The organism is Methylobacterium sp. Leaf469 (assembly GCF_001424745.1).
Classification (GTDB): Bacteria; Pseudomonadota; Alphaproteobacteria; order Rhizobiales; family Beijerinckiaceae; genus Methylobacterium.
On sequence record NZ_LMRE01000026.1, the window covers coordinates 1 to 11,253 of the forward strand.

General features: G+C 70.7%; 9 protein-coding genes and 1 pseudogene. 7 read left to right on the plus strand and 3 right to left on the minus strand.

Translation table 11 applies throughout. The annotated features are described in order from the left end of the window. Positions 1 to 442: 442 nt before the first annotated feature. The 4 genes from ASG60_RS23500 to ettA all read left to right on the plus strand — a co-directional run bounded on the left by ASG60_RS23500 (position 443) and on the right by ettA (position 3,776). Positions 443 to 724: a hypothetical protein gene (locus tag ASG60_RS23500; protein WP_244476667.1), complete on the plus strand. Its 282-nt coding sequence runs from the start codon at positions 443 to 445 to the stop codon at positions 722 to 724. A gap of 26 nt (positions 725 to 750) precedes the next feature. Further along, positions 751 to 1,602 carry a DNA/RNA non-specific endonuclease gene (locus ASG60_RS13825; protein WP_244476668.1) on the plus strand — a complete coding sequence of 284 codons (852 nt, stop codon included), beginning with the start codon at positions 751 to 753 and terminating at the stop codon, positions 1,600 to 1,602. 14 nt (positions 1,603 to 1,616) lie between these two features. Continuing rightward, entirely contained in the window at positions 1,617 to 1,886 is a 270-nt protein-coding gene (locus tag ASG60_RS13830) for a hypothetical protein (protein ID WP_056386171.1), read from the plus strand. Positions 1,887 to 2,123: 237 nt separating this feature from the next. Further along, on the plus strand, positions 2,124 to 3,776 hold the full coding sequence (ettA, locus tag ASG60_RS13835; protein ID WP_056172228.1) for an energy-dependent translational throttle protein EttA: 1,653 nt from the start codon (positions 2,124 to 2,126) through the stop codon (positions 3,774 to 3,776). 295 nt (positions 3,777 to 4,071) lie between these two features. Here the strand turns inward: ettA and ASG60_RS13840 are convergent, their stop codons facing one another. From ASG60_RS13840 to ASG60_RS13850, 3 genes are read right to left on the minus strand one after another with little or no spacing between them, the layout of a single operon-like run. After that, positions 4,072 to 4,926 (minus strand): formyltransferase family protein, encoded by an 855-nt coding sequence (locus ASG60_RS13840; RefSeq protein ID WP_056386173.1) that lies wholly within the window; start codon positions 4,924 to 4,926, stop codon positions 4,072 to 4,074. After that, on the minus strand, positions 4,923 to 5,690 hold the full coding sequence (locus tag ASG60_RS13845; protein WP_056386176.1) for an SDR family NAD(P)-dependent oxidoreductase: 768 nt from the start codon (positions 5,688 to 5,690) through the stop codon (positions 4,923 to 4,925). The genes ASG60_RS13840 and ASG60_RS13845 overlap by 4 nt, the downstream gene beginning before the upstream one ends. Positions 5,691 to 5,729: 39 nt before the next feature. Beyond that, positions 5,730 to 7,037 carry a capsular biosynthesis protein gene (locus tag ASG60_RS13850; protein WP_056172234.1) on the minus strand — a complete coding sequence of 436 codons (1,308 nt, stop codon included), beginning with the start codon at positions 7,035 to 7,037 and terminating at the stop codon, positions 5,730 to 5,732. Between the two features lie 384 nt (positions 7,038 to 7,421). On the opposite strand from ASG60_RS13850, the gene ASG60_RS22100 reads away from it, so the two are divergent. The 3 genes and pseudogenes from ASG60_RS22100 to ASG60_RS23860 all read left to right on the plus strand — a co-directional run. After that, on the plus strand, positions 7,422 to 9,353 hold the full coding sequence (locus ASG60_RS22100; protein WP_082531759.1) for a capsular biosynthesis protein: 1,932 nt from the start codon (positions 7,422 to 7,424) through the stop codon (positions 9,351 to 9,353). 41 nt (positions 9,354 to 9,394) lie between these two features. Then, a complete protein-coding gene (locus ASG60_RS13860; protein ID WP_244476669.1) occupies positions 9,395 to 10,843 on the plus strand; it encodes an LTA synthase family protein in 1,449 nt (482 codons plus the stop codon). A gap of 248 nt (positions 10,844 to 11,091) precedes the next feature. Next, a pseudogene (locus ASG60_RS23860) lies at positions 11,092 to 11,253 on the plus strand (sugar transporter); the annotation flags it as partial.

Here is an 11,253-nt window from a genome sequence, read left to right on the forward strand (position 1 = left end):
TCGATCATCTCGGCCCGCACCGCCTCGGCCACCGCAGGCAGATCGCTCTCGGGAAGCCGACGCAGCGCGGACGTCTCGTCGAGACCGTCTAGAATCGAGGGATTGGCTGAAGACACTGGCATTGACCCGTTGTTCGCTGGTGACCGCCCGAACGGGCCTGACCCTTCGCCACCCACGGCGCCGGCTCCCCCATCCCAACGGTTGATCCCTGGACTGAGCCGGGACCCTTGAATCTGCACTTATAACGTCATTGCACGGCTTTGCCACGCATGGGCTCAGGGCCGGTCGTCCCGCCCCCCATGACAGGCGCGAGCGTCCGGCGTAAGGGCGGCAGTTAAACCTCTGGCAGCCGCCGATCAACGGTGCGGTCGCTCCCGGTGGCCCGCAGGCATGGGCCCGCAGGCAGGGGACAGCAGGAAGGCAGACCATGCGTTCTCGCCCGATGATTCGCCGTCTCCGATCGGGCTGCCTCGCCACCGGCCTCGCCCTCGTCTGCGGACTGCCGGCCGGGGGCGCCCGGGCCGCGGAAACGACTCCCCGCGGCACCGTCGACCGGACCCCGTTCACGTCTGCGTGTCCGGGCCGGCATCCCTGTCGCCGCCAGGCCGGCCCCGGCCCGTCCGACCGCGACGTACATCCCTTCGAGGGCTCCCTCGGGCGCCCCTGCGCCTATCGCTGGCGCGAGACGCCGTCCGGTCCCCGCAAGGTCCGGGTGTGCTTCTGATTCGCGCCCTCGCCCTCCTCGTCCTCCTGGGCGGGCCCGCCCAGGCGCAGACCTGCTCCGAGCAGTTCGCGGAGGGAATGCGGCCCGACCTCGTCAACCCGAAGCTCGCGCGGCAGGCGACGCCCCTGTGCTACGCGGCGTTCGCCCTCCTGCATTCGGGGGTGTCCCGGACACCGATCTATGCCGCCGAGCGCCTGACCCGGTCGAGCGTCGCGGCGGCGCGCGCCGTCGACCGCGTCGATGACTTCCACGACGAGGACGCCCTGCCGGAAGCGGAGCGGGCGCATCTCGAGGACTACGTCCGCAGCGGGTTCGACCGGGGCCACATGGCGCCGGCCGGCGATATGCCGACGGGGGCCGCGCAGGCACAATCCTTCACCCTCGCCAACATCGTACCGCAGGACCGGGCCGTGAACCGCGGCCTGTGGGCGGCCATCGAGGAGAGCGTGCGCCGCCTCGCCACCGCCCGGGGCACGCTCTTCGTCGTCACCGGCCCGGTCTATGCCGGGGACAGCGTGCAGGCGATCAACGGCCGGGTCCTGGTGCCGACGCAGCTGTTCAAGGCGCTGTACGATCCGGTCCGGGGGGAGGCGGGCGCCTACTTCGTGCCCAATCGCGACGACGCCGAGTGGCGCGCCGTGTCGCTCGCCGAGCTGCGCGGCGTCTCCGGCCTCGACGTGTTTCCGGGACTGCCCGATTCGGTGAAGCGTCGCGCCATGGACCTCCCCGAGCCGCGCACCTATTCGCGGGGCGACGAAGCCGGCGGGCCGCCGCGCGGGCGGACTCGCGAACCGGATTCGTTCGAGGCCTGGGCTCGGCAGCAGATCCACCGCCTCGCCCGGCGCCTGTGGCGCGACCTGATGCGGGCGATTTTCTGAGAGAGGAGACGCGCATGTCAGACACGACGCCGCCGATGTTCCGGCCCTTCGCCGACGCGGCCGCCGTGCGGACCATCGGCGGCCTCTGCCTGGAAAACGGTCGCGACCGCATCGTCGTGCACGGCTCCCTCGACCTGACCCGGGATCGCGCTGGTCTGGAACGGGCGCGCGCCCTACGGGCGACGGTCACCGCCATCGTCGAGGCCCTCGAAGGGCAGAGCCTGCCCGAGGCAATCGCCGAAGCCACGACAGCCCCGGAGGTGGTGAAGAACCCCTTCGCCTGACGCCGCGCGTCCGATCTTCTTGCCGGTCCCGCGCCGCCCTGATACTCCGGCGCAACACTCATCAGGCGAAGCGATTGGCCCGGAGCGGTTCGACGACGGCGAGGGCCGGACCGTCCGACGGCGCATCGTGCGAGGCCCGGCCGGCTCCCCAAAGGGCCGCCGCGGGGCCGCGCACCCCATCATTCGGCATCGGCCGTGCCCGGAAGGGCCCCGATCCCACAGGTCAAGGATACCGGCATGGCGCGCGAATTCATCTACCACATGAAGGGTCTGACCAAGACCTACACCGGCGGCAAGAAGATTCTCGATAACGTCAATCTGTCGTTCTATCCGGACGCCAAGATCGGCGTGCTCGGCATCAACGGCTCGGGCAAGTCGACGCTCCTCAAGATCATGGCCGGCATCGACACGGAATGGACCGGCGAGGGCTTCGTCGCGCAGGGCGCCCGCGTCGGCTACCTGCCGCAGGAGCCCCAGCTCGACCCGAACAAGTCGGTCCGCGAGAACGTCATGGAGGGGGTCGCCGAGAAGCAGGCGCTCCTCGACCGCTACAACGAACTCGCCATGAACTATTCCGAGGAGACGGCGGACGAGATGACCGCCCTCCAGGACAAGATCGAGGCGGGCAACCTCTGGGAGCTCGACTCCAAGGTCGATCAGGCCATGCTGGCGCTCGGCTGCCCCACCGACGAGATGCCCGTCGCCACTCTGTCCGGCGGCGAGCGCCGCCGCGTCGCCCTGTGCAAGCTCCTGCTGTGGGAGCCCGAGTTGCTGCTGCTGGACGAGCCCACCAACCACCTCGACGCCGAGACGGTGAACTGGCTGGAGGGCCACCTCAAGCAGTATCCCGGCGCGATCCTGATCGTGACCCACGATCGCTACTTCCTCGACAACGTCACCGGCTGGATCCTCGAGCTCGACCGCACCCGGGGCTACCCCTACGAGGGCAATTACTCGGCCTGGCTCATCCAGAAGCAGAAGCGTCTGGCCCAGGAAGGCCGAGAGGACATGGCCCGCCAGCGCGCCATCAACCGCGAGCAGGAGTGGATCTCGGCCTCGCCGAAGGCCCGGCAGTCGAAGTCCAAAGCCCGCATCACCCGCTACGACGAACTCGTGGCGAAGCAGAACGACAAGATCGACGCCTCGGCGCAGATCGTCATCCCCATCGACGAGCGGCTCGGCAACAACGTCATCGAGTTCGACCATCTCAACAAGGCGTTCGGCGACCGCCTGCTCATCGAGGACCTGTCGTTCAAGCTGCCGCCCGGCGGCATCGTCGGCGTCATCGGCCCCAACGGTGCCGGCAAGACGACCCTGTTCAAGATGATCACCGGCTCCGAGACACCCGATGGCGGCACCATCTCGGTGGGCGAGACCGTGCATCTCGGCTACGTCGACCAGTCGCGCGACGCCCTCGATCCCGGCGCTACGGTCTGGCAGGAAGTGTCCGGCGGCAACGACATCATCTATTTTAACAAGCGCGAGATCAATTCCCGCGCCTATTGCGCCGCCTTTGCGTTCAAGGGGTCAGACCAGCAGAAGAAGGTCGGTACCCTGTCGGGCGGTGAGCGCAACCGCGTGCATCTGGCCCGCACCCTGAAGGGCGGCGCCAACGTGCTGCTGCTCGACGAGCCCACCAACGACCTCGACATGGAGACCCTGCGGGCGCTGGAAGAGGCGCTGGAGGATTACGCCGGCTGCGCGGTGATCATCAGCCACGATCGCTGGTTCCTCAACCGCATCGCCACCCACATCCTCGCCTTCGAGGGCGACAGCCACGTCGAGTGGTTCGAAGGCAACTTCTCGGATTACGAGGAAGACAAGAAGCGCCGCCTCGGCACCGATTCGCTGATGCCGAAGAAGCTCAAGTACAAGAAGTTCTCGCGGTAGGCCGCGAACCAGCGCTCGGCGCGCATCCCCTCTCCCGGCTTGCTGGGAGAGGGGACCGCATATCGCGTTTCGAGCCTTCTGAAGTTCGCAACGCTTTGTCATCCCGGAGCCGCGCAGCGGAACCCGGGACCCAGAAACACCGGTTTAACAAAGCCTTGCGCTGTCGGCGGCTCTCGATTGCACGCCTTCGGCGCGGCCCTTCGGGTCCGGGTTCGCCTGCGGCGCTTCGGAATGACACCGGTGACCATGTGCGATCGCCCCGCGAGCGGGGAGAGGATCGACGCTCACGTCCGCCTCAGGCCCGCGCGCTCAGCGCCAGGGCCTCACCCAGATCCCGCACGTCCGTGAGTTTTCGCCCGCGCCGGCGCAGATCCGTCAGCAGGGCCCGGTCCGGGAACGGGCAATAGGGCAGGATGGCGGGCGTCTCGCCCTCTCGCAGCCTACCGTCGGCGAGTTGCGCCAGGACGCGGTCCAGCAGCACCCGTCCGTGCTCGTGCAGGATCACGGACGCCCGCGTCGCCGTGGTGTCGGCCGGCAATGTCACCGCTTCCCGTGAAAGAATCGCCCCGGCATCGATGGTGACGGCGAGGCGATGCACCGTGACGCCGAAGGCCGGCTCCGGTTCGGCCAGGGCGTGGATCGTCGGCACGGGACCGCGATGGCGCGGCAACAGACCGGGATGGACGTTGAAGCCGCCGAGCGGCGCCAGCGCCAGGGTCGCGCCGGACAGGATCTGGTCGAAGTGGAAGGTGACGATGATCCCGGGCGTGTGACGCGCGAACAGGGCCGTGACCTCCGGCCCGTTGACGTCGTCCACGGTCAGGGTCGGGATACCGAGGCGGTGGCACAGGGCCTTCAGGGGCGTCGCGGTGGGAGTGTCCGTCGTTCCCGCCAGCCGCCGGGTCAGCCCGGACAGGGGAGAGAGCAAGTCGGGCAAGCCGAAATTCACGCCGAGATAGGGCAGGATCGCCGGTCCCGAGCGGCCGAGATGCCGCCGCACCTGACCGATGAGCCCCCCCGAACTCGGACGCTCGGCGTTGGACAGGCCGACGAAGGCGATGTCGGCCGCATGGTCCGTGACGAAGCGGCGGACGGCGCGCGCGTTCGGCAGGGCCTCAAGGACGAAGAGGGCGAGGCGAGGGCGGCTCATCGGCCGGTCCGAATCTTGAACTTGAACCCGCTCATGCCGAGGCGCCGCAGGGATTCGGGCAGCAGGGCCGAGCCGCGGGCGAGGGCCGCGATGATCCACGGGAAGGCGACGATGTCCCGGTCGCGGGCCAGCCCCCTGGCGATGCGGGCGGCGGCGTCCGCCGCGTCGATCTCCATGGGTCGCCAGCCCTGATACTCGCCGCCCATGGCGGTCCGGACGTAGCCCGGCGTCACCACGTTCACCTTCACGCCGTGGGGCTTGAGCTTTTCGCGCAACGCCAGCCCGTGGGCGAGGAGAGCGGCCTTGGTGCCGCTATAGGCCGGCGCGTCGGGCAGGGGCGCGAAGGCGGCGAGCGACGAGACCAGGGCGATCTGACCGGTGCCGCGGGCGCGCATGAGGTCGACGCAGGGGAGGGCGACGTTGAGGGCTCCGTCGAGGTTCACCGCCACGGTCTCGAACGCCATGGCTGACGTCTCGACGTCGCCGCCGGGGTCGCCACCGTTGATCGCCGCGTTGACGATCACGAGGTCGAGGGGATGGGCGGCGTGGGTGGCCGCGAGCCAGGCGGCGATGCCAGCCCGATCGCGCACGTCCAGGCGCTCGGTCTCCACGAGCGCGCCCCGGACGCGGCAGGCCTCCGCCACGGCGTCCAGGCGTGCGGCATCGCGGCCGTGCAGCACGAGGGTGGTGGCGGGCGTCGCGTAATGACGGGCGAGCGCCGCGCCGATGCCGCTCGACGCGCCGGTGATGAGGATGACGGGCATCGGCTCTGTGGGTTCTGGAAAGGGGAGCGGGCCGGCGCTTCAGTAGACCGGCGCGAGATCCTGCGCATCCCCGGTCTCGGCGCGGCCGGCCTGGGCGGCGGCGAGTGCCGCGGCCGGGAGGGTCGCCTCCAGGCGCGGGATCGTCCCGGCCACGGCCCGGGCGATGGCCTCGCGGGAGAAGAAGCCGCCGTTGACCTGGGTGCGGTGCAGGACGACCCGGCGGAAATCGCGCATCAGGTCGGGGTCCGGCGCCACCGGCGCCGTCCAGAACGTCGCGAGGCCGCCCGCATGGGTGAGGCCCGGCAGGTTGTAAATCGCCTCGCCGGTGGCGAGGGTCGGACAGCCGAGTTCGAGGGACAGCATGCCGACGGTGCTGTTGACGAGCACCACGCCGCGACTGCCGGCGATGAGGCTCGGCAGATCGCCGCCGTCGATGATGTCGAGGCGGTCGTTGACCCCGTGGCGCTTGGCCGAGTGACGGGCGTACTTGCGCCAGTTGATCAAACCGCTGTCGAGGGGGTGGAGCTTGATCAGGAGCCGGGTCGCGCCCTTCGAATCAGCGGCGAAGGAGGCGATCACCCGGTCCATGAACGCCTCGACCCCGAGGAAGGGGGAGTGGACGCGGATCTGGTAGTCGCTGTCGAGTTGAAGCGGCAGCAGGAAGTAATCGACCCCCACCGCCGTGTAGGCCTCGTTGAGCCGGGCCGCCTCGCGCCGCGTATGGGCGCGGCGGGCGAACTTCTTTATCCAGCCGGCATATTCGACGGCGATGTGGTTGGGTCGGTGGCTGCGGAAATGCGGGAAAAAGTACGGGAAGCCGAAATTGGCGATGTTGTAGGCCACATCCCACAGGCTGCGCCGCGCCATGTCCCCGCTCGACGGCATGGCACGCCCCGGCTGCGGCAGGCGCCGCGCCACGGCCCGGATGGCCTCGGCGGTCTTGGGCAGGGACGAGTGACCGTTCACGCCGCCGAGTTCGCAGGTGATCCAGTTCGGCCGAAGGTAGCCTTCCTCGAACACGTGGAGGCGCACGCCCAACGGCTCGGCCGCCGCACGGGCGGCAACGTGGTAGGGCCGGCAATCGCCGAACAGGATGATGTCCGTGACCCCGTGCCGGGCGATGTACTCGGCGACGTACCCGCCCCAGTTCTCGAACGACCCGCGATAATTGTCCGCCGGCAGACGCCAGAACAGCCAGTCGCCGGAGGAGAAGTTGATTCGCCGGACCCGGTGACCGCGCTCCTCGAGGCTGCGCCCGAGATCGGAGAAGAACGGGGAGGCGACGCCCTGCAAGAACAGGAACGTGGCGGGTCCGTCGCGATGCGCGGGGGCGCGGGGTTGCAGCATTCCGAGGCGCGGGGTCCTGAAGCCCGGATACCCGGGCGAATGTCACGATGGAAGACGTCGCATAGCCGTTGAAAGGCAGCAATCTTAAGGCATGGTTGCACAAAACGAATTTTAATCCGTGTGACCCGGCGGCCACGCAGCTCTTGGCAGACGGGCATTCCCCGCGAACGGGTCGCATCGGGCCCCGCGAACGGGTCGCATCGGGCCCCGCGAACGGGTCGCATCGGGCCCCGCGAACGGGTCGCATCGGGACGGCCGCTTGCGCGTTCGCGGTGTTTCAGGGTCGACCGGTCCGAAAACCGGTTCCCACTGTTCGGGCCGATGCTCTAGAGCCTGCAGCATCGGGCCGGACGCGGCGGCCCTCCCGTGTTGGTCGAACCGTTCATGCGCCCGAACCCGCCGCCTTCCCTGTTCTCCGCCGGCCGGACCATCCGGGCCCTGCGCACGCAGGTCGCGGCGGCGACGGGCAGCGCGTTCGCCCACCCGTTCCAGCCCGGCGCCGTCGCGGTCGTGTGGGGTGCGGACGGCGTCACGGTCGCCGCCTTGAGCCGTCTCGGGCGGCCGGTGCTCACGGTCGCGCCGGGACCGATTCTCAGCCCATACGACACGCCCGCCACGGGGATGGCGAGCCTGCGCCTCACCCTCGACGGGGCGCCGATGGGCGGTGTCCGGGCGGATCCGGCCCTGGCCGACCGATTGGCGCATCTGCGCCTGCACGGCCGAAACCGGTTTTCGGCAGGGGCCGGCGCGGTGGCCGAGATCGAAGGCGCGGCGCTGATCCTCCTCGACGGCGCGGCGACCCCGGCCCGGACCCGGGCCTTCGTCGCCGGCGTGCTGGCCCGTCACCCGCAGGTGGACTTCCTCGCCGCCGGCCCCGAGGGCTGCGCCGATCTCGCACCCGCGCCGCGCCTGCGGGTCGTGCGGGCCCCCGTCGACCCCTGGGCCGCCTGCACCGCCGCCGCGCGGGTCTTCACCGGCGATGCGGCGAGCGCCGGCACGGCGCGCCTCGCGGGCGCCGATGTGGTCGAAGCCGATCCGCCGACCGAGCTCGACGACGCCTACGGCGCCGGCATCCATTGGTTCGATCCCTGGACCCGCGCGCCCATCGCCCGCGCGGAGTGCCTCGACAAGGTCGCGTGGCTGCGGGCGCGGTTCCGCGACAACGACCGGCCGACGGTGCTCGTCGGCATCTCGCGGTGGAAGCGGCCCGGCCTCGACGCCTTCACAACCGGCCCGTTCGGCCCGCCCATCCACGCCATGGCGGCCGAGGACGCGGTGCACCGTGCGCCCCCCGGCGCCCGGGTCCTCGCCTGGGCGACGCGGATGCCCGAGCGCCTGGAAGCCCTCTGCGCCGAGGCGGGGTTGCCCCTGTGGCGGGTCGAGGACGGGTTCCTGCGCTCCGTCGGGCTCGGTGCCAGCCTGCAGCCCGGCGCCTCCATCGTGGTCGACGATTCCGGCATCTACTACGATCCGCGGCAGGACAGCCGCCTCGCGCGCATCCTGAAGACCGCCGCCTTCCCGCCCGATCTCGTGGCGCGGGCCGAAGCCCTGCGCCGCCTCGTCGTCGCGCGGCGCCTGACGAAGTACAATGTCGGCCTGTCGGACGAATCCGGATCGTGGCCGACGGACCGCCGCATCGTCCTCGTGCCGGGGCAGGTCGAGGACGACGCCTCCGTGCGGCACGGCTCGCCGGTGGTGCGCTCGAACCGCGCCCTGCTGGCGGCGGCCCGCGCCCGCAACCCCGACGCCTTCCTGCTCTACAAGCCGCATCCCGACGTCGAGGCCGGCTTCCGGCCGGGCAGGATTCCTGAGGCCGAGACCCTGGCGCTTGCCGACCGCATCGTCGGCGGGCTGTCCATCGTCGACCTCCTCGACCGGGCGCACCACGTCGAGACCATGACGTCGCTGGCCGGGTTCGAGGCCCTGATCCGTGGCCTCACCGTGGCGGTCCACGGGCGCCCGTTCTATTCGGGTTGGGGCCTGACCGAGGATCTGGCGCCCAACGCCAACCGCGGACGGCGCCTCGCCCTCGACGAACTCGTGGCCGGGACGCTCCTGCTCTACCCGCTCTACCTCGATCCCGTGGCGATGAAGCCGTGCTCGGCCGAGCAGCTCCTCGACCGCCTGAGCGCCGAGCGCGACGCCACGGCGCCCTCCGCGCTCGCCCTCAGCCGCCGCACCCTCCTGGCCATGCGGGCGCGCTACGCCGTCCTCAACCCCATCGTCCGGGTCCTGCGTGCCCGGCGGGGGGTCGGACTGGGCGCGCAGGACGCATCCCCCGTGGCGAAAACTCCAGACAAGGCGGACCCGGCTTGATCCTCACGGCCCTCGTCACCGCCCTCGCCCTCAGCCTCGCCATCGAGGCGTTCGACGGGCGCGGCGTGCGCCCCATCGGCCGGCGTCCCGGCGACCTCGCCGTGCGACTCTCGGCCTACGCCCTCGTGGCCGCGTTCTGGTTCGCGTTCTCGTGGCGCCCCTGGCTCGCGGGGTTCTCCTGCGTGCTCACCGTGGCGATCCTGACGGTGGTGAGCCGGCTCAAGCGCGGCGTCATCGGCGAGCCCCTGGTGTTCAGCGATTTCGCCCTCCTGCGTCAGGTGCCGCGCCACCCCGAACTCTACTACACCCGGCCCCTCACCGATCCGCGGATGGCCGGGCCGATCCTGGCGAGTGTCCTCGGAGTCGTCCTCTGGTACTGGGTCGAACCGGCCGCGCTGCCGCACGAGCCGAGCGTCGCCGTACTGGCGGTGATCGCCTTGCCTCTGACCCTCTGGACCCTGGCGCGGATGGCCGGGCAGGGCGTCCTTAGCCGCTGGCTCGCCGCGCGCTTCCCCGCGCCCGCCCTGGAAGCGGACATCGCCCGCTACGGCCTGCCGGCGACGATCCTGGCCTATGCGGCACGTTGGCTGAGCCTGCGCGCGCCGGTCGAACAGGCGCCACGGGCCATCGTCCCCTCGGGGGCACCGGACCGCGTCGTCGTGGTGGTCCAGCTCGAATCCTTCGTCAATCCGGTTCGCCTCGGCGGCCCCGCCCTGCCCGTGATGGCGGCGTTGCGCGCCCGCGCGACCCGGTACGGCCGCCTGCGGGTGCCGGCCCACGGTGCCTACACCATGCGGACCGAGCACGCGGTGCTCACCGGTCGCGACGCCGAGGATCTCGGTTTCGGCCGGTTCGATCCCTACCTCACGGGGGGCGGCGCCGAGCCGACGAGCTTGGCCGGCCTCGCCCGGCGGTCCGGTTACGCGACCCTGTTCGTCCACCCCTTCCACCGCGACTTCTTCAACCGCGCCGCCGTCGTGACCCGCCTCGGGTTCGACCGCCTCGTCATGGAGGAGGACTTCGCCGACGCCCCCCGCGTCGGACCGTATGTCGGCGATATCGCCCTGGCCGAGCGGGTTCTGGCGGAGATCCGGGCCCGGACCGGTCCGCTGTTCCTGTTCTGCGTCACCATGGAGAACCACGGGCCGTGGAAGCCCGGGCGTCTGCCCGGCCTCGATGATCCGCACGCCCAGTATCTCCACCACCTGGCCCATACGGGGGAGGCGGTGGACAGGCTCATCGCCGGGCTGGACGACCGCGTTGCGCGCGAAGGGATCTCGGCGACCCTCTGCGTGTTCGGCGACCACGCCCCGGCCCTGCCGAACTGCCGCCCCGGCTTCGGCGGCACGGCGACGGACTACGCGGTGCTGCATTTCGGCGGCGTGCAGCCCGTCCCGGCCAGGGTCGATCTCACCGCCGACGCCCTCGGGCGGTTGCTGCGGGCGGAGGTCTCCCCGGATCGAGGGCGACCGTCGCCAACGGTGCCGTAAGCCCAAGCGTGACCGTGCCACCCTCGTGACGCATTCTGGGCGGAGACGTCCCGGTCGGCTGGAAATCCAGCCTCGCGCAACAACGATCCGTTAATCTTATGGCAGCGTTTGCCCCATAGGGATGACGGGTTGCCCGCGAACGTGCTGCCGGGTTCGACGTCGAGACGAGGCGCTCCCGGTCTCGCCGTCGCGGAATGGGCGGCACTGCCGGACCGCGCTTCGCGCGAAACCCGGCCTGGAGAAATTGAATGGTTCGCACAGCGGCTCTCGCGGCCCTGACGGCATGCCTCGTGTCCGGTTGTTCCTCGATCCTACCCGGTGCGGGCCCGACGACGGGCGCCATCGTGGACGGGGCCGACGTGTCGACGAGCGAGGGCACGTTCGCGCGCTACGAACTCGTGGATCTGACC

Coding starts and splice junctions, on each gene's coding strand:
- ASG60_RS23500 (WP_244476667.1), top strand. CDS start 443: ATGATTCGCCGTCTCCGATCGGGCTGCCTCGCCACCGGCCTCGCCCTC.
- ASG60_RS13830 (WP_056386171.1), top strand. CDS start 1,617: ATGTCAGACACGACGCCGCCGATGTTCCGGCCCTTCGCCGACGCGGCC.
- ettA (WP_056172228.1), top strand. CDS start 2,124: ATGGCGCGCGAATTCATCTACCACATGAAGGGTCTGACCAAGACCTAC.
- ASG60_RS13840 (WP_056386173.1), bottom strand. CDS start 4,926: ATGAGCCGCCCTCGCCTCGCCCTCTTCGTCCTTGAGGCCCTGCCGAAC.
- ASG60_RS13845 (WP_056386176.1), bottom strand. CDS start 5,690: ATGCCCGTCATCCTCATCACCGGCGCGTCGAGCGGCATCGGCGCGGCG.
- ASG60_RS13850 (WP_056172234.1), bottom strand. CDS start 7,037: ATGCTGCAACCCCGCGCCCCCGCGCATCGCGACGGACCCGCCACGTTC.
- ASG60_RS22100 (WP_082531759.1), top strand. CDS start 7,422: ATGCGCCCGAACCCGCCGCCTTCCCTGTTCTCCGCCGGCCGGACCATC.